The 16,355-nt window shown below is 43.6% G+C and carries 22 protein-coding genes; all 22 read right to left on the bottom strand.

The genetic code is table 11. The features are described from left to right. Nucleotides 1–64: 64 nt before the first annotated feature. On the bottom strand, nucleotides 65–472 hold the full coding sequence (locus EAE91_RS01545; protein WP_054480095.1) for a hypothetical protein: 408 nt from the start codon (nucleotides 470–472) through the stop codon (nucleotides 65–67). Then, entirely contained in the window at nucleotides 472–909 is a 438-nt protein-coding gene (locus EAE91_RS01540) for a phage tail fiber protein (RefSeq protein ID WP_214086955.1), read from the bottom strand. The genes EAE91_RS01545 and EAE91_RS01540 overlap by 1 nt, the downstream gene beginning before the upstream one ends. Continuing rightward, nucleotides 909–2,396 carry a DUF3383 domain-containing protein gene (locus EAE91_RS01535; protein WP_214086954.1) on the bottom strand — a complete coding sequence of 496 codons (1,488 nt, stop codon included), beginning with the start codon at nucleotides 2,394–2,396 and terminating at the stop codon, nucleotides 909–911. The genes EAE91_RS01540 and EAE91_RS01535 overlap by 1 nt, the downstream gene beginning before the upstream one ends. Beyond that, nucleotides 2,377–2,919 (bottom strand): phage neck terminator protein, encoded by a 543-nt coding sequence (locus EAE91_RS01530; protein ID WP_214086953.1) that lies wholly within the window; start codon nucleotides 2,917–2,919, stop codon nucleotides 2,377–2,379. The genes EAE91_RS01535 and EAE91_RS01530 overlap by 20 nt, the downstream gene beginning before the upstream one ends. Further along, a complete protein-coding gene (locus EAE91_RS01525; protein ID WP_214086952.1) occupies nucleotides 2,919–3,290 on the bottom strand; it encodes a hypothetical protein in 372 nt (123 codons plus the stop codon). The genes EAE91_RS01530 and EAE91_RS01525 overlap by 1 nt, the downstream gene beginning before the upstream one ends. Next, nucleotides 3,287–3,745, bottom strand: coding sequence for a hypothetical protein (locus EAE91_RS01520; RefSeq protein ID WP_214086951.1), 459 nt, complete (start codon nucleotides 3,743–3,745; stop codon nucleotides 3,287–3,289). The genes EAE91_RS01525 and EAE91_RS01520 overlap by 4 nt, the downstream gene beginning before the upstream one ends. Then, the gene (locus EAE91_RS01515) at nucleotides 3,745–4,194 is read right to left on the bottom strand and encodes a DUF4054 domain-containing protein (RefSeq protein WP_011147583.1); all 450 of its coding nucleotides are present in this window, start codon (nucleotides 4,192–4,194) and stop codon (nucleotides 3,745–3,747) included. Before EAE91_RS01515 ends, EAE91_RS01520 begins: the two co-directional genes overlap by 1 nt. 4 nt (nucleotides 4,195–4,198) lie before the next feature. After that, nucleotides 4,199–4,525 (bottom strand): hypothetical protein, encoded by a 327-nt coding sequence (locus EAE91_RS01510; protein ID WP_214067735.1) that lies wholly within the window; start codon nucleotides 4,523–4,525, stop codon nucleotides 4,199–4,201. Further along, complete coding sequence (locus EAE91_RS01505) at nucleotides 4,526–5,560, bottom strand: major capsid family protein (RefSeq protein ID WP_011147585.1); 1,035 nt, start codon at nucleotides 5,558–5,560, stop codon at nucleotides 4,526–4,528. Then, nucleotides 5,560–6,036: a structural cement protein Gp24 gene (locus tag EAE91_RS01500; RefSeq protein WP_214086950.1), complete on the bottom strand. Its 477-nt coding sequence runs from the start codon at nucleotides 6,034–6,036 to the stop codon at nucleotides 5,560–5,562. Before EAE91_RS01500 ends, EAE91_RS01505 begins: the two co-directional genes overlap by 1 nt. A 2-nt stretch (nucleotides 6,037–6,038) precedes the next feature. Further along, complete coding sequence (locus EAE91_RS01495) at nucleotides 6,039–7,364, bottom strand: DUF2213 domain-containing protein (RefSeq protein WP_214086949.1); 1,326 nt, start codon at nucleotides 7,362–7,364, stop codon at nucleotides 6,039–6,041. 17 nt (nucleotides 7,365–7,381) lie between these two features. Further along, complete coding sequence (locus EAE91_RS01490; protein WP_214087042.1) at nucleotides 7,382–8,074, bottom strand: phage head morphogenesis protein; 693 nt, start codon at nucleotides 8,072–8,074, stop codon at nucleotides 7,382–7,384. 85 nt (nucleotides 8,075–8,159) lie between these two features. After that, complete coding sequence (locus tag EAE91_RS01485; RefSeq protein WP_214086948.1) at nucleotides 8,160–9,665, bottom strand: DUF1073 domain-containing protein; 1,506 nt, start codon at nucleotides 9,663–9,665, stop codon at nucleotides 8,160–8,162. Next, nucleotides 9,665–10,900 (bottom strand): PBSX family phage terminase large subunit, encoded by a 1,236-nt coding sequence (locus EAE91_RS01480; protein WP_214087041.1) that lies wholly within the window; start codon nucleotides 10,898–10,900, stop codon nucleotides 9,665–9,667. The genes EAE91_RS01485 and EAE91_RS01480 overlap by 1 nt, the downstream gene beginning before the upstream one ends. 8 nt (nucleotides 10,901–10,908) lie before the next feature. Continuing rightward, complete coding sequence (locus EAE91_RS01475) at nucleotides 10,909–11,628, bottom strand: terminase small subunit (RefSeq protein ID WP_214086947.1); 720 nt, start codon at nucleotides 11,626–11,628, stop codon at nucleotides 10,909–10,911. A 78-nt stretch (nucleotides 11,629–11,706) separates the two neighbouring features. Then, entirely contained in the window at nucleotides 11,707–12,024 is a 318-nt protein-coding gene (locus EAE91_RS01470) for a hypothetical protein (RefSeq protein WP_011147592.1), read from the bottom strand. Between the two features lie 56 nt (nucleotides 12,025–12,080). After that, nucleotides 12,081–12,922, bottom strand: a protein-coding gene (locus EAE91_RS01465; RefSeq protein ID WP_149617651.1) for an IS5 family transposase whose coding sequence is annotated in 2 segments (ribosomal slippage) — nucleotides 12,081–12,580 and nucleotides 12,580–12,922 — 843 coding nt in all. Because the reading frame shifts where the segments join, the coding sequence is not laid out codon by codon here. Nucleotides 12,923–13,415: 493 nt separating this feature from the next. Beyond that, on the bottom strand, nucleotides 13,416–14,315 hold the full coding sequence (locus tag EAE91_RS01460) for a Kiwa anti-phage protein KwaB-like domain-containing protein (RefSeq protein WP_214086946.1): 900 nt from the start codon (nucleotides 14,313–14,315) through the stop codon (nucleotides 13,416–13,418). Nucleotides 14,316–14,334: 19 nt separating this feature from the next. Continuing rightward, the gene (locus EAE91_RS01455) at nucleotides 14,335–14,853 is read right to left on the bottom strand and encodes a hypothetical protein (RefSeq protein ID WP_214086945.1); all 519 of its coding nucleotides are present in this window, start codon (nucleotides 14,851–14,853) and stop codon (nucleotides 14,335–14,337) included. Between the two features lie 130 nt (nucleotides 14,854–14,983). Next, the gene (locus EAE91_RS01450; RefSeq protein ID WP_214086944.1) at nucleotides 14,984–15,433 is read right to left on the bottom strand and encodes a lysis protein; all 450 of its coding nucleotides are present in this window, start codon (nucleotides 15,431–15,433) and stop codon (nucleotides 14,984–14,986) included. A 92-nt stretch (nucleotides 15,434–15,525) separates the two neighbouring features. Then, nucleotides 15,526–16,062, bottom strand: coding sequence for a lysozyme (locus EAE91_RS01445; protein ID WP_214086943.1), 537 nt, complete (start codon nucleotides 16,060–16,062; stop codon nucleotides 15,526–15,528). Then, complete coding sequence (locus EAE91_RS01440) at nucleotides 16,046–16,228, bottom strand: phage holin family protein (protein WP_011147597.1); 183 nt, start codon at nucleotides 16,226–16,228, stop codon at nucleotides 16,046–16,048. Before EAE91_RS01440 ends, EAE91_RS01445 begins: the two co-directional genes overlap by 17 nt. Nucleotides 16,229–16,355: the final 127 nt, after the last annotated feature.

Genomic DNA, 16,355 nt, shown 5'->3' with positions numbered 1-16,355 from the left:
CCTGGGACATTTGTATAACCGACGATACCGAATGGTCTTGAGATGCTGGAATAGCGCGGCGGGATTACGATTGGTTGGCGGTTTTGAAAAAATCCACGTGTAACTTAAGCACCTCTGCACGTAATTTCAGCCGGGTAACAATTTCTTCAATGTCACTGTCGATCAGTTCGCGTTTGATTTTTTTATCTGCCTGATTCGGAACCATCTGCACACAACCCATCAGTTCATCAAGTAGTGGCCTGGCTTCATCAGGAGCAATGCGAGAAATTGCTTTCAATCCAACCACCGCTAATGCAGCCATGCCCAAATCCCGAAAATTATCGGGGATATCCAACCCCTCTCTCCCCATTGCCATCAATGCACGAATAGCCCACCATTCAGCCTGCGAAGCGGGCATTTCCTGAATGTAAAAAAGCTTTCCTTTGTCGCGATTATCATCATTCATAGTGATGAAGGTTTCTTTACGTGCCATTAGCTATATGCCTCACCTGTTATTGATTCCCACTCAATGACGGCCTGCACCGCTTGTAAAACCTTTCCTGCGTCCGGCATGGTTTTCCATTGCTTCAGAACGCCGTTCACCAATGTGTATTTACGCCCGATGGCCGGAAGAATAACCGTCGCATTACATCTGAACACCGCGACGCTAGTACGTGATGTCGTTGCCCAGGTATCAAAAATGGTGCGACTTTCTGAATCAGGCATAATATGAATCGTCTGATTGATATTGCCGTAGATAAAACCCGCTGACAGTTTACCGTCCGCCCCACGTACCGTTTCAGCCAAATCCAACGCCTCAGTTTCGAAAATGTTGTCGGCGGCAAATCCCTGTAATTGCACACCAGACGGGTATAAATTGGTCACAGTCAGGGTAATTACCGCATCAGCAGAAGTGATTGTGTCTGACATTATTGAACCTCCGTAGATGCCATTTCGAATTTCTGAATACTGCCTCCGTCGCAATACCACAGTGTACAGCTTGGGCTGGTGCGATTTGCACGCATAGAGGCAGACATTTCCCCAATATACAAGTAATAACCCTTCGCGATTATTGACGTTGAAACATCAGATCCCACAGCATTAATAATTTCCAGTTTTTGTACAGCCGATAATGTTACGCCCGATCGGATACCGCCCCACAACTTAAACCGCTGGATAACATCACTCATCGAGGCTTCCACCAGCGCACGGCCGGCCGTGTTATAAGGAACAGTCTTGTTGGATTTGAACAAGGCAATAACCGCCCCCTGTAAGTTCGCATTCAGCCAGATTTGACCACAGAAGGAATCTAACCACTTAAAATCACCGGTTATTGTGCCATCAGCCCAATAATTTTCGGTGATGTTATTAGCGGCATAATTGCCATAGAAGTTATATCCATTAGCAATCAATGCATCATAAACATCAGAATCGATCACATCAGGACGGAGGCCGTTCAATTCTCTGAATTTAAACGGAACACGTCCCTCCGTTCGCTCAAAATCCAGCACCGCCGCATAACCCAATACTGCTGCCGGTTTCATATTATCAGAGCAGAAAACAGGAACGACACTCCCGTAGCTGTGAATGCCAATAATTTTATGGGCGATAGTTTCCTGACTGCCTTTCACTTTTGCCGTGCCGCTTGTTGTCCAGGCAACATAGAAATAGCGATATACCTGACTACTAGCCCATGCGGATAATGCAAGATGCTGTTCATCTGTACATTCAAATACCGTCGTAAAACCTGCCCATTGCTGAGACTGCGTTTTAATCACAGCGAATAGATCAGGAACCGCCGACACTGTAGCCCCCTGAGAAACCGTTGCTCCTAGTGCGCCAGTGAACTTAAGAGCCTCGGCCCCATCACCAGTACCATAGGTGATATTTGTATCTTCCAGTTTAATGCTGCCAGAGACAACATTGATGATAAAAGCTTTACGGGTGGTATCGAACACAACCGTTACTGCCTTGCCAACCGCTGTTTCAATGCTCTTTGCTGCATCAGCAAAGGATTTAACCCCATCGAGATTGATTGCAGCATTTATTGTTGTGCCATTGATATTGAGTTTCAACACACCGGACATTTTTTGCAGATCAGTAATAGTCACCCCATTAAAAGAACCTGAACGTAACCAGGCCGATACTGCCGCTCGATTAAATCGGGAAAACAGCAATTGGCCAGGTGTCTTTGTGCAGTTGTTGTACCCTGAAAAATAAATAGCCGCCATGCTATATTCTTCGGATGCACCACCGAAATATGCCGCCACATCCTCTTTAGTCAAGAACGACAACACCACACCAACAGGTGCATATATATTATCTGTCAGTAATAACCCATTGAGATCAACAGCATTACCCACTGCCGACAGCACCCCCGGATTAATTCTCACATCTTTACTGATTGGAATTGCCATGAATAGACTCCACTGTTTTAGTGTTCAGCGTAATACTGTCGAAAAATGGTTGTTCTGTTGTCACAACAGGGTTGATTTGAGCAGTAAATTCAAATGTCCAACGCGACTCATATTGCTGTTCACCATTAATCATCGTCGTCTGAATCGGGTCGCTGGCATAAAGTGGTGCCATATCGATACCTGATCTCTTGAATAGCTCAATCGCATATTCAGTGCGCACCGTCGTTGCAATAATGTAAGCATCCTCATGAGCGAACTGACCGTAACAGTCAATTTGACATGTCCAACGTGTCGTCCGAGTGATTAAACTTTTTCCCATACCTGCCGCTGTTGGTGCGTTATAGATCACTACACTTGTTGATAAACCCGTGCTGTTCAATGGTGTCATAACAATAAAATCGCCATCTGGCATCGGTGAGCGATTTATCTGAGACAAAATAACGCTACGCCTGGGTATTAAGGCCATTAAAAAACCGCGTAATGCGGTTGTTATATCGTCTTGCGTTACACTTATCGTCACCACTATTGTTCCCCACGCTGCAATGTAACAGCGAATTTGCACCAATTCGGCCACTCTTCCAAAATCTGCACTATCAACCACTCTTCACCATTAATAATCAACAGATCACCCCCTTGCTGTCTGGGGCGGTTGACGGCATTAAAATTGCCATTCACATAAGCCGCTTTGAGCACTCCCTGAATATTCAAGCCGTTCGTATGTTGTAGATCAGTAAAAGTCAGTGGCTGGATTTGTGCGGTAACGGGTGTTGTGATGTAGCGCGGGACTTGCTTACCACTGGGTGCAATATCATATCCCACACTTACCCGTATCTCTCCAGGTGAGTGAGGATTAACAATCCCAACAGCACCAGATACAATATTGTGCAGGTTCATTCACTCCCCTCATCAACCACATAATCAACACTGTTCAGCATGTGTTTGGTGTGACGTAACGGCGCATCAAATCCCTTTTTAGCTATAGTGGATTTTTTATTAGCCGGTGAAGTGAAAGAACGAATAGATTGTTGAATTTGCCCCTTGATAACTTCCCCGGTCATCCGTAACGCTGCATCCCCATTCATATCGTTAGCACTCAGGCCCTGTGCAAGCACATCACCCCATTCATTAGCATGTTCGTTGATAGTGTTACGAAAAAACGGACGGGGTCGTCTATTACGCCTCGGATCACCAATCTCGTTACTAATTGCCACCATTGCAACTGAGGTGCCATCGGGATAAGTCGCGTCTTTGAAAAAACCAACCCGCAATTTTTGGCCTTCACCCACTCTTTTAGCTAATTGCTTTAAGTAGCGTTTTGCTGCATCACCGCCCTCGATACTGTTCGACATTAGCGCCTCCATTGAGTCCGTGGATAGTAATATGACGGATAGTGAGAGGGAGAGCTGCCGGGGACGTAACGCATAATTCTATATTGCGCTGTTGCCTGCCAGTACATAGCCCCGTATTTTGTCTGCAAGAACCAAGCAGCACGTTCACTCACAACGCCCATATCAGCCGAAACGGAAACAGATCCCTCACTTGCGCTGCTAACCCGCCCCACGAGCGGATTGGCCGCTGTTCCGCTAACAGATAAACGATTAAGTTCGGCAATATGAGCAACAAGCATATTCAACAACAGTATTCGTTGTTCAAGATCACTAACTGGGCTTTGGGCCGTATTGTTAAGATAGAGTGTTGCTTCAATAAAATAGGTATCCAGCAGGACATCACTGATAGAAGAAAACTCCGGGTAACGAGTGCGAAATTTCACGACATCAAAAACGACAACAAAGCCCATTAGCTTAATCCTCTTCTTTTCGCTGCTCGATATTCTTACCCGGTTTTTGGGGATCGATAGGCTCTAACCCGTTCTTTAACCCGGCTTTTTCCTCAGCTTCCGTCCGAGCCTCTTTGAGTTTTTCCTGGGCAAAAATAAGCCCATTTTTGACTAATTCCGTATCTGCATAGAGCTCCAGATATTTGTCAAAAAACGCTTTATCAACATCATATGTCAGCCCATAACCACCAATAATTGTTGATGAATTTATCCCGTTTAGCGTCACGCTATTCCCATCAATTTCAATCGTTAACCCGTGAGGCAATTTACACCCCACAATGACTGCCACCATTTAAACCCCCAACATTTGTGCAATAGCGTGTGGATAACGAATAATCGCACCCCACGTACCGGCTGATTTCTTTTGTTTAAAACTGGATGAGCTCACAACAACCGCATGTGCCCGCATTTTTTCAGTAAATGAGGCATAAGCCGTTTTTTCACCATCAAGCGTATCAGCAATCAATTGAACCAGTTCCCCCGCTTCCGTACTGTATTCAACCGCCGTTTCAATCGTCAGATTCGGAAAATTCTTTTTCAATTGATCGGTAACATTAACGTTGTACTGGTTAGTTTTTGTCAGATTGACTTCCGCTGTTGGCGACATGCAAAGTTTCAATGGCTCTGTTCGTTCCACCAACCCTTCTGTTTGTTTTGTAAGCTGCTTAAATAGGCGTTGGGAAATATCGTCATAAATTGCCTGCCCGTCTTTGGTTTCCCACGTTGTACCATTGGATTTTCCGTTTGCAGCCGGTACCACCGGTGCGCTTAACCCCGGATCATTCAACAGTCCATAGTTTTTAAGCCCCGCAATACCATAGAAATAAGACTTGTTCATAAACTTGTTTAGGGTTAATGCGCTTGCGGTATTAAGTTGCGCTGCTCGATTGATACGGGCCGTACCGTACATATCCAGCTCACGCTCCCCCCAGACAGTAAATGTTTGGAAATGATAGCTCTGGCGTTCCACCCAATTCACGTTAGCATCTGACATGCCGTTATTGCTGTGATCACCGTATGAGCTCACTTCACCCGTTGATTCTTCAACCGGGAACTGGGTTGTCAGCGTTGTCCAGTCACCTTTTTTATTTTCACCGATAATTTCAGCCGCTCTCATCGGCGTGACCAACACACGAACCAACTCAGGATCGAGATAGTTAGTCAGATACGCAGGAACACCGGCGTTACTCACGGTCACCATAGCTGGCTGTGCATCCATAGCTAACGTATAGTTACGAGCATATTGGGGATTTAAGTAATCGACGGCCTGTGGTACTACAATGCCGTATTCCCCTTCAATATATTGAAAATCTGTGTGTCGTTTCATTAGCTCCAGGTCCCCATTTTAACTAATTCACCCGCACCAGCAGCAGTACCGGCAACGAATTTAGTTTCGATAAAATCAGTGATAGTTTTTCCCGCTGCGGCGGCCTGCACCTCACCCGTTTTTAAGGATGCGTAAATCTTATCCCCAACTTTTGCGGGAGTGCTTGTTCGTACCGTAAAATCACCCGCAGTAAATAAAGTGACTTCACGTCCGGGTTGGATCAGCATGGATGCTTCTCCCAGCCAAAGAGTGATAGACGCTTGTCCGTCACGCCCCACAAAACCAGACGGGGCACCCGCCCCCTTGTTCGAAACGACACCATCAATCACCCAGGCAAAACGCCCAACAGTTACTCCATCGTTACCCGCAATCAGCGTGCCGTCCCTTGCTAACAAAGTGGCACCAGGGTTAGTACTGGCAAATGCTCCCTCAATGCCGGGGGCTGGATAGTGATTAATTTTGTTCGGAAAACCCATAGTTAAATCCTCACTAATTTAGATGCGGTGGGAAAACGTTTTTCAAAAGAATCTATAGCAGCAGAATCCATTGCTAGGCGGGCTTTAAGTTTTGCTGACTCTGCTATGCCGATCTGCATTTTCACTAAAGAGCGATAAGCGGACGGATGAACGCCGGCTGTATCAACACCCACCTCATCAAGCGCAACCTTGTAAATTTCGTCAGCAGAATCCATTGCTACTACATCACCGATGAGGGGTTTAACCTCAGCCTCAGCAATGCGAATAGCATTAATGCGATTCACTGTGTCTTTTTCTGCCTTTCGAGTAGCTGCACGAATAGCAGCATCCATTGCGGGCTTACTGACGCTATCCTCTTCCTTTGGTTCTGGTTTATTATCGGGATCATCGTCTTGCGCGGGAGTGCCTGAAATTAACGCCCGGATTTTTTCCAGGTCTTCCTCTGGCAATTTACCTGCAAGCAGCTCAAGCACTTGCGCACAGATATCATCGTCCTGCGCGGGTAACTCCGCAGGCTCCTGTGTCTCCGCATCATCAGCAACAGCTTCAATGATTGAGGCAAGCTCCTCTGAGTCGATTTCCATATCCTGAGCCAGAAGGGTACCGAATTTGTTTTTCGCCGCTTCCGCTATACTTTTCGCGCTCCCACCCGCTTTCAGTAATGAGGCAATTTCTTTTGGTACAGCATCTTGTGCTAATTTCGGCTGCAAGTATGCCCCCAGCGCCGCACGTACAGCGACAGCCACCATTTTTTTATTTAACTTCATGTGTTTTAACTCCAGAGGGAGGGAATCGCAGACAACAACATCTGCACCGACTCGCCCTTCTTCAACAAGAGCGACATGGTTCCCGACGATATCGCGCATAACGCCATCATGATGAATGCCGTCATACGTGCCGGGGGTCATATCAGCGACGTAGTGATACGCCGCTGACAATTCTTTTTGTTCATCCGATTCAATACCCGCTATAGATTCAGCATCCCAAATTGCCAGGCTGTTTTTCAGGTATGTACCATCGAACATGGAATCTGATCCCGTTGTACCAACAATCAATTCTGTTGAAGGTTTGGCCGCCGTGACGGGAATGTGTTTTTTCAATAACGGCAGGTTATTGAAAGTTGCAACCCCTTTCTCTAATTCATCAGGGGCACGCAACAGTTTGTAGATACGATTAGGATCAAGCCTTAACCCTTGCCAGTTCGGGATTTCTCTTCCGTAATACGATGATACCGTCGCCTTAGAGATAGGACTTTCAGCAACATGCAAACGCCCATCTCTGTCGTATGAGCGTACAGAAGCCCGATCTAACGCCAGACCGTGATTCATAATATTTCTCGGATTAATTAGTTGGTTAGTTTAGGAATGACGATTTGCCAACCACACCCGCAATTGATTTCTTCACCAGGCATGATCCATTTTCCGTCAATATAAAGCCCTTTTGATAAATCGAACTCTTTACCATCCGCTTTCAAGTGTGATTGACGAAATTTTTTTGCTGCATGACTATGCCGCCAAACGCCCGTCTTAAAACCGATTGAGCGCTGCCGGGCAGATTGCATAACAGAAGTCGCTTTGTTGTTCTGGTCACGAGCAATCAGGGCTGCTCGGCGCTTAGTAATGTCGTAACGCTCTTGCAAGGCTTTTGTCAACGTTCCAAGATCACGCCCCCTTGCTACTGATTGCATCACTAGTGTTTCAACTTGGGATAAATATTGCCGTGGAATACTTTTAATCAACCCAACATTCTCACCAATGACCGTCTGTAGCGCGTTATTCATTTCTGTCGTCATCGTGAACGGTATCGAAATATGTACCGCATCTAACGCATGATTTAACGACGCATCCATGTTATCCATTGATAAAGCCGCGAATTTTTTCGCCAGCTTGTCAGCTAAAGCATCAAACTGCTTTAACCAACGCCGGGTTAATTTTCGCATTGCTGAACGCATCAACATCTCCGGGCTAACATCCATTGCCATTGCTGCACCGCTGTTCTTATAGTTGGCGGATACCCAGTAAATCACTGAGTTATTCATCTCATCCACCAGCTTATATAACTGCTTGCTGTACCACACACGAACACCGACATTAGGTTTAATTTGTCGGAGTGTTTGAAGGGGATCAGATGATGTTTTCCGTGTTGTCCTCTTCTTCGATGTCGTCTTCTTTGTCGATTTCATCATTGATTTCCAGAGAGTGATACGGGCTGTTTTCATCGTTGGCTAGACGTTCGCGGGCTTCATCTGTGCTAATCACATTTGCAGCAATTAATACTGAATCAGCATCTGCATCGGTCTTACGTATGCTGGCTTTTTGTTCATCATTCATTTGATACAGCGGTTCGAATGTAAAGCTAATATCAGGATCAATTTCGCCAAATTCGGATAATTGAATAATATCAATCATTCGTGCCAGTCCATCTTTCACTAACATTTGCAAAGTAGCAATGAAGTCATAGAAAACACGGATTTCCCCATCAGATGACGCATTTAGCCCGCTCGGTGTGATACCTGTAAAAATCACTAACGGTATGCTACTGACTGAACTCATATGTTCCTGAGACTGGGCTTGCAGTGAATCAAGGCCACTTAGCGGTGTATTGAACTGGAAAAACTCCTCTTCGTTATCCAGCATCATTACCCCTCGGTTATCACGCATCTTGTTAAACAATTCTGCACGATAAATTAACTGATCGGGATTCTTCGTCTGTCCTTGCAACGTCGATTGAAGATTGGTTTTAAATCCAGACACAGAGAATGAATGGATCAAATCAGATACGCTATCACGTGTCCTATACCAGTTTTGTACATAAAACTCTGCAATCTGAGTCAGTGATAAGCCGCCGAAATTATACGCAGGTTTAAACATATCGGTTAATGGCCGGGTGATAAATGTAATCAAACGACTGTCATGTACAGTTTTTGCCATCACATACCAACTTGACGGCTTATAGAAATCATTGCTCAACGGGTTGCTAGCGTTATAAATCCCCGGATATGTCCATATTGGCTCAATGACGTTAAAGCCGATAAGACTCCCCTTTGTGATTTTTTTGGGTGACAGAAATAATCTAGACTCAAGTTCAACCGGATCGGTTGCAGCAAGCACGCCTTTTGACGTGCGAACATCAATGTAAATCTGACCTCGCCCAAAAAAACCATCATGTTCAATGGCTTTTTTTAACCGTTCACGAACGTGGAATTTTTCAATAGCCTCATTAAGCGCTTTGATTTTATCTGATTTGTCATTATCCCCCACTGACGTTAGCTTTATCCACTTACGAGTCATCTCCCCTGCAATAGTGCCGACCATTTTCCGATATTCGGGTAATTGTGACAGTTGGGCCAGATAAGGATAACCGGGGAAACCCACATCTCCCGATATACCACCTGTACCCGTCATATATTCATAAGGTGTAGAATCCATTGCCATTAATGCGGATAACTGTTCAGTAGGAACAACACCGGGAGGGGGCCTGTATGGTTCAACAGGCCGAGCTACTTTTCTCTCTGTTATCGATCCGACAGTATCCGGATGTATGTTCATTGGCTGAGGTGATGCTTGATCAATATCCTGTTCAACTGGCAAAGCCTCCGCTTTCTTTTTATGTCTGAATTTGAAAAACATTAAATTCGCCCCAACAGATTTTTAGATATACGAAGTGGGTTGTTTTTGCCTGTGATATAACCATCCAGCGAATAACGTACCGCATCCCATAAATGGTTATGTTTGTCGAGCACCACCGGCAGGATTTCACCGGTCAGTCGGTCAGTCTTGTATGAATAGAGTCTTGCCTCATCAATCATGTGTTTACAGCGTTCATGAATAATGATTTCTTCAAACCCTTTTAGGTAAGTGATCCCATCCTCAACGCTCCCCGGCCATTTTGTGGCACCATCGATAACGAACCCCTGGCGTGATAAGTAACTGATAGTTTCCGGTCGGCTACTGTCCCCATGAATGGGCCATTTACGAGAAAGCGGCACCGAATCATAGAACTGGGGCATTTCATCTAATTCAACGCCTACTCCATAGGCTTCATATTCGATATATAGTTTGGTACCAATAATGAAGCAGCGAACCAGTGTGGACGGGTCATTAGCGAAACCAAAGTCAGCTCCATAGAAAAGTCGGTCAGCTTCTAGCCATAGCTCATCAGAAAATGCTTCAACACGGTATTTCCCAGAGAAGATAACCGCTTCACTGAGTGCTTTTGGTAACCCAAGCCAAATATGCTCATACGCTTCATAATCGATGCGTTTGCAATATTCCATTTCCTGCCGGAGTACGTCAGGGAAAAAGGCGTTATCACAATAGTTAACTTTTCGAATAATAACGCCACCGTCAGGGGGATCTTCCTGATGCCGGGTCATCAGTTTGTATGTCGGGTCCTCTTCCTCGCGAGGGTTGAAAGAAACCCAGACTTCGGATTTATTAGCACGTACAGTTGGCCCAAGAATATCCCAACTATCTTGCGAAACGGTCTGAGCCTCTTCAACCCAACAGATCTTAATGCCATGCATCGACTTGATGCTTTGAATATTGTTGCGAAGACCTTTAAACGTGAAACGAGTGCCGTTCCGACCTTCAATCTCGTTGTTTTTGACCTTATAGAAGTGGGACAGGCCAAGATCAATGATTTGTGCTTCAAGCAGGGCAAGAACAGAATCATTGATTGAGTTCTGGAATTCACGGGCACAGAGAATCGTCATCAGTTCTATAGCACCCAACAATACCAGCGCACGAGCAATCTCTACCGATTTACCGCCACCACGCCCGCCATATGTCCAACGCCAACGAACAGAACCTAATGCTCGGTCATATAAAACTTCTGTCGCCCAGTCACTACTAAAAGCGTACAGAACACCATCTATGATGACTGGGCTACCTGTTTTCCCTCGCGCAGTTTCTCCATATATGTTGACCAGACATCAGCCGGGCAATTGGCAGGCGTGACAATACAGACCTTGCCATAACTCAGACCAGCGAGATCAACATTGACCTCAGTTTTATTGCTGCTCATATCGATACCGGTAAGTTGCGCGGCATTTTTAATATTTGGGGCAACCTGCCCGAATTTCTTATCTGCTAACGCTTCCTTCCCAGCACGAAACGACAATTCAGCCAAGTGTCCAGCATTGAATGAAACAAGCAACGCCGCTTCGTTTCTCAGTTCTCGAATGCGGGCTTTTATTTCCGGTCTGCGTATCAATATGGATGATTGAGAATCAGCACGGGCTGGAGAGTAACCCGCACAAATTGCCGCCTCTTTCATCGGCATACCCGCCGCTATGTTTTGAGCAAACTGTTCGTATTGCGGCTTTAGAATCCCTGCGGTTCCTTGCGAACTCTCTGCGAACTTTTCAGACTCCAAGATATTACTGGTGCTACTTGCTACCTGACTTTCCGCTTGGTTCGCATCAGGTCCGCACTGCGTACTTTCAACAATAGTGCGAACCCATCCCTCAGTTTTCGCTCTCTTCCGAATCGCTGCATCACTAATACCGTGTTGTTTGGCAATCTCCCTGATTGAGAGAAAGCCAGAACGGTAATCACGCTCTATTCCCTCCCAGTCAGTATTTTTTGCCATTTCTTTCCCTTAAAATATAAAAACCACCGTGGAAGGTGGTCAACATGCAATATTTATTCAATAACAAATAATCATCATTCAGTTATTGCTTAATTCGGCTTTCCGTCTGATATTTACCATTCGAACATAAAAATCATGCATAGATTTATAGTTTTCTTCACGTTTATCAATAGCCTCAAAAGGCTTAAGCCACTCATCAACCTGAGATTTGCACGTAATAAAAGCATCATCCACTAACTTTTCAGGCAGTATGTCTGCTGATAATTTAGGAAGGACATAATCATTTAGACATGTTGTCATAGGATCTACGTATTGGGTTTCCGAGTACCCGATACAAGGTAAAATAAAAACAATCAGCAATCCGATAAATTTTACGCAATTGAATATTTTTAACATCACTTCCTCCTTGCATGGAAGGATTATACATCAGCATTATCACTAGGTAGTGTCCCTTAATTATATAATCTCCGGCAAAAGAGTCGAATACAGCCTAATTTCACCATCGACAGATAGTTTCGTGCTGTTTTTTCATAGCGTGTTGCAATACGTCGATTACCTTTCAAAAAACCAAAACAGCGTTCGACAACATTACGGTCACAATAAGCCTGTTCATCAAATTGTGTACGACCATCACTATTCCCTTTTTCATTGATTTTATAAGGAATAATGCTCTTTATTCTCAATTTGCGCAGGTAACCGCGGAGTTTTCTTCCCGAATAGCCTTTATCTGCCAACACCGCTTTGCCACGCCGTTTCATAAAACCATTCTTGCGTTGGACGCCAATGCCATCGAGCAAAGGAATAGCCGTTTGACTCTCATGGGCCTGGCCTGCCGTCAACATCAGGTTGAGTGGGAAGCCCTTTCCGTCAGTTGCCAGGTGGATTTTGGTGCCATAACCACCGCGTGAGCGACCCAACGCATGATCGTCAGCGATATCGGGATGTTTTTTTTCGCCCCGGCAGCATCTTTACTGGCACGAACATGGCTGCCATCCAGACAAATTTCAGACCAGTCTATGAGGCATTTTTCATCCAGAATGGACAGTAATCGGTTAAATATCTTATTGATAATGCCTGATTTTGACCAACGGTTAAATCGGTTATAAACCGTTTTCCAGGGACCGTAGCGTTCAGGCAAATCGCGCCACGGCGCACCTGAACATAACACCCAGAACATCCCATTCATCACACTGCGGTGTTCAACATGTGGACGTCCTGCCTGCCCTGAACGTACAGGGGGCAAACAAGATTCTATCAATATCCAAGCATCATCAGAAATGTCGTAACGTGCCACCATTTTGTTCCTGCATCGAAATCAATCAGATAATAATACTATTAATTGATATTAAGGGACACAGCCTAGTACGCGATAGGAACAGGCAGTAGCATGAATTATCGGTATTAACGTAACTGTTTAAAAGATGAAATTATCATTCTTAGCTTTAATTTCATTAAGTGACTTGTCTCAACTTATTTCATGTTAAAAATAGGTAGTTTTATCTTTCCATGAACAAAAACACTCTCAAGGAGTCTGTAATGAGTTTTAAATCAACCATCGAAAAGATAGATGATTCACTAAAAAAACTACCTCAGCAAGCTGACAACTTCAGTGCACTTATGTCTAAGCTTGCAAGTTACACAGTAGTAAATGGTTTAATCTGTTTTTCTGCCACAAGAGTTAGTTGCAAATATTCCACTATAAAAAACCACCACAGATGTGATGGATTGGGGTGTTGAGTTTTTAGAGTTATTTACTGGCTATTATGTACCGGAGGAATAACCATTCATTAAGATTGATTAACCTTTTTCTTAGAGTTTGTCCTGTATAATGTTTGAGTAATCTGCGAGGTAAAATAATCTTCATCCAGAAAACACAATAGCCTCTTAATGTGTTTTTTCTCTTGTGGCATTGCAATTTTCCTTTTGCCATTATCTTCGTGTATATCTAAATCAAAAACCACTCCATTTTCATTAGCTGCTGCTAATAAAGCATCCACAGTATAATTCTCTAAGACTCTTGATTTATTTATTAATGATACTTTCTTTCTTATTACTGTATCAGCAAGACTTGTAAGGTCAAAATTATTTGAAATATGGAAATGATCATGATTAGAAAACTCTCTTAAATCATCATCAGTGGCCTCTTTAAAATACCCATCAACATCGAATACTCGCCTCAACATATGAAAACTTTTAAATTTTAATTTATTACCCTCAAGTATTGCGGTTAGCTTATTATCGATAACCAAACCATCAGAATCAGATAGCTTAAAGGTATTTTTGTCTTGAAGTACACTATGAAACAATGTTTTTTTATTATCTATTATTTGTCTTTTATCAAAACATTGAAGATAAGCTTTTATATTATCTTCTGTTTCAGATGAAGTAATTTCACCAGAAAACAGAGCCTTTATATTAAAAATAGATATCTCCTGCGGACTCCACTCTTGAATGGAGGTAGGCGTCTGAATTGCATCAAGAACACCTATAACATCATCAAAATTATCAATACAAAAATACTCCACAGGACTGGTAATATAACCACCACTAAATTCTACAGATGTCGTATAATTATTTTCAAAATATTCTTTTTGTTTTTTAAACAAGGTGTTTACAGATTTTTGCGTCTCTGAGTCTGTGACAACTCTCACAATTTTACTAGTGTCGGTTATAGCAAATAATTCCATAAGTAATTTCCTTTTTGAATTAAACAACAATGTATGTGTGAGCTGTTAGCTTTATAACATCTAACCTGTCGTTATTCACTAAAAATAAATCCCTTTTGGTAATCAATACAAAACTAATACCTGTCTCGTCCTCTGCTTCATAAAATTTATAACCGAAGAATGATAATAACGGATTAAAGCTATAACCTTCAGAGAAAGAAACATAAGCAAGCAAACTAATGTAAAAGAATGCAGCAATTTTCCAGTCAAAAAATGTCCCGGACGCACTAAGCAATGGAAATAAATATGTTAAAAAGTAATTAGTTACTTCTTTATTAGCTGGAGTAGCTGTTTTTATATTCTTTTTTGTTCGACCTGAATGATGAATAGAATATTTCAATATAATAATACAGAGAAAGACACTAATCACTCCTATAGTTATATACACACCAAGCATAATGTAGTTTTTTTGAATGAAAGCCAAATAAGCCAATGTGATGCATACAGGAGCCACAGAAGTTGCAGTTAATGCAAAGCGAGCAAGTTTGCTTAAAAACATTTTCCACCTCCCTTCACCATAACTGTATAAAAAAACAGTATACATCAATTTAACTCAAAACCGAATAATAAATTTATATTGATAAATAATGCCAATATATTCAAGAAAAAAACATCAGTTATTCAGATGATTATCGGCACTGGGTTCTAACATAGTCTTGCAAGCCCTCTAATTGTGCCTGCATCATTGTTACCCTTTCGGTGAGAGTGAAATAATCCCTGATAGCGGGGTCTTCCAATCTGGAGCTGGCTGCATTAACCACGCCGGAGGGGGAACCTGCTTCACTTTGACTACAGGTTGCCGCGATGCGCAACCGACGACGACCGGCAGCAACATCATCACGCAGAGCATCATTTTCAGATTTAGCATTAGCAAGTTCCTTCATATGTTTCACATCCAACTCGTTCAACATCGTGATGTGAGAGTTCTGATAGTCGATAGTGTCTATGAGTTGCTGAATGTCTTCTTGCTGCTGCTTTGTAACACGTTGCTCTTTCTGTAACTCAGAGTGATAACAATACGCTGTCAATGAAATAAGGATCAACGCTAGTATCGTGTAGTAATGAAAGTTAAATTTCATAGCAACAATACCCCAGAAACCAACCCCATCCATCTTTACCTATCAAAGTAAGAACAAAACCAAACAGAAACAATATCCTGGCCAACGAATGTCTATTCATCCAGCCCCCAGCAAGTTAATTCCGATTCCTGGTCACGTCGCTCAACTTGACCAGAACAGCCGTTTGCCTGCCCTTTGGTCTGTCGACAGTCTCGACCATTATCAAATACCCAACGTTTTATCTCAGCACAAGCGCCTTTCTTATCTCCGGCATTCAGCTTTCTATAGAATGTGGAAGAGAAGCATTTCGATGGGCCAATGTTATATGGGCAAAAGCTGGCAATACCTGCTATCTGAGGTTCAGTTAATGGCACCCGCACATTGCGTTTTACCCATGCAATAGCCTGCTTTGCTTCTTGTGCATTGAGGTCACGGCACTGATTCGGCATTAACCTCATCCCCTGACGAGCGGGAGTTCCATCAATCCGAGTAACACCTCGGCAGATTGTCCAGACTCCCCCCGCATCTTGATACGCTGATAGCCGGTTACCCTCTTTCTCGTCCAAGAACTGAGACAATATCGCCGTGGCACCTGCACCAGAGAGAACCAGACCGATAACCGCAGCACTTAACTTACTGGTCTTTGTCATTGCGGCTAAGCTCCCGATGCTTGTAGTACCAGTTGACCCCAAAGGTGCCAACAGTGCAGATAATGCCAATAATGATGGCCCAGTCGTTCAGCGACAGAGCACCAAGCATTGCTGTAAATGTGCCCCAAGTGTATGCAGTGGGGCTGGTGTATTTGTCCATACGCATAATTCCATCCCACTGATGGAGTGATCATTTAGTTAATTTAATTACTTGGGCTGATTTGCCCTGTATTGATTTAAAAGACTCAATAAGCATCAGACTTCACTGCATTAAGAGAAGAACGTATACTTGC

It is taken from the genome of Photorhabdus noenieputensis (assembly GCF_018448935.1).
Classification (GTDB): domain Bacteria; phylum Pseudomonadota; class Gammaproteobacteria; order Enterobacterales; family Enterobacteriaceae; genus Photorhabdus; species Photorhabdus noenieputensis.
The sequence above is the reverse complement of the archived record's forward strand: the minus strand, read 5'-3'. Positions and strand labels throughout refer to the sequence as shown.

Excerpts from the sequence above, each read along its gene's own strand:
- EAE91_RS01545 (WP_054480095.1), bottom strand. The coding sequence starts at position 472 with ATGGCACGTAAAGAAACCTTCATCACTATGAATGATGATAATCGCGAC.
- EAE91_RS01540 (WP_214086955.1), bottom strand. The coding sequence starts at position 909 with ATGTCAGACACAATCACTTCTGCTGATGCGGTAATTACCCTGACTGTG.
- EAE91_RS01535 (WP_214086954.1), bottom strand. The coding sequence starts at position 2,396 with ATGGCAATTCCAATCAGTAAAGATGTGAGAATTAATCCGGGGGTGCTG.
- EAE91_RS01525 (WP_214086952.1), bottom strand. The coding sequence starts at position 3,290 with ATGAACCTGCACAATATTGTATCTGGTGCTGTTGGGATTGTTAATCCT.
- EAE91_RS01520 (WP_214086951.1), bottom strand. The coding sequence starts at position 3,745 with ATGTCGAACAGTATCGAGGGCGGTGATGCAGCAAAACGCTACTTAAAG.
- EAE91_RS01515 (WP_011147583.1), bottom strand. The coding sequence starts at position 4,194 with ATGGGCTTTGTTGTCGTTTTTGATGTCGTGAAATTTCGCACTCGTTAC.
- EAE91_RS01510 (WP_214067735.1), bottom strand. The coding sequence starts at position 4,525 with ATGGTGGCAGTCATTGTGGGGTGTAAATTGCCTCACGGGTTAACGATT.
- EAE91_RS01505 (WP_011147585.1), bottom strand. The coding sequence starts at position 5,560 with ATGAAACGACACACAGATTTTCAATATATTGAAGGGGAATACGGCATT.
- EAE91_RS01500 (WP_214086950.1), bottom strand. The coding sequence starts at position 6,036 with ATGGGTTTTCCGAACAAAATTAATCACTATCCAGCCCCCGGCATTGAG.
- EAE91_RS01495 (WP_214086949.1), bottom strand. The coding sequence starts at position 7,364 with ATGAATCACGGTCTGGCGTTAGATCGGGCTTCTGTACGCTCATACGAC.
- EAE91_RS01490 (WP_214087042.1), bottom strand. The coding sequence starts at position 8,074 with ATGAATAACTCAGTGATTTACTGGGTATCCGCCAACTATAAGAACAGC.
- EAE91_RS01485 (WP_214086948.1), bottom strand. The coding sequence starts at position 9,665 with ATGTTTTTCAAATTCAGACATAAAAAGAAAGCGGAGGCTTTGCCAGTT.
- EAE91_RS01475 (WP_214086947.1), bottom strand. The coding sequence starts at position 11,628 with ATGGCAAAAAATACTGACTGGGAGGGAATAGAGCGTGATTACCGTTCT.
- EAE91_RS01470 (WP_011147592.1), bottom strand. The coding sequence starts at position 12,024 with ATGTTAAAAATATTCAATTGCGTAAAATTTATCGGATTGCTGATTGTT.
- EAE91_RS01460 (WP_214086946.1), bottom strand. The coding sequence starts at position 14,315 with ATGGAATTATTTGCTATAACCGACACTAGTAAAATTGTGAGAGTTGTC.
- EAE91_RS01455 (WP_214086945.1), bottom strand. The coding sequence starts at position 14,853 with ATGTTTTTAAGCAAACTTGCTCGCTTTGCATTAACTGCAACTTCTGTG.
- EAE91_RS01450 (WP_214086944.1), bottom strand. The coding sequence starts at position 15,433 with ATGAAATTTAACTTTCATTACTACACGATACTAGCGTTGATCCTTATT.
- EAE91_RS01445 (WP_214086943.1), bottom strand. The coding sequence starts at position 16,062 with ATGACAAAGACCAGTAAGTTAAGTGCTGCGGTTATCGGTCTGGTTCTC.
- EAE91_RS01440 (WP_011147597.1), bottom strand. The coding sequence starts at position 16,228 with ATGCGTATGGACAAATACACCAGCCCCACTGCATACACTTGGGGCACA.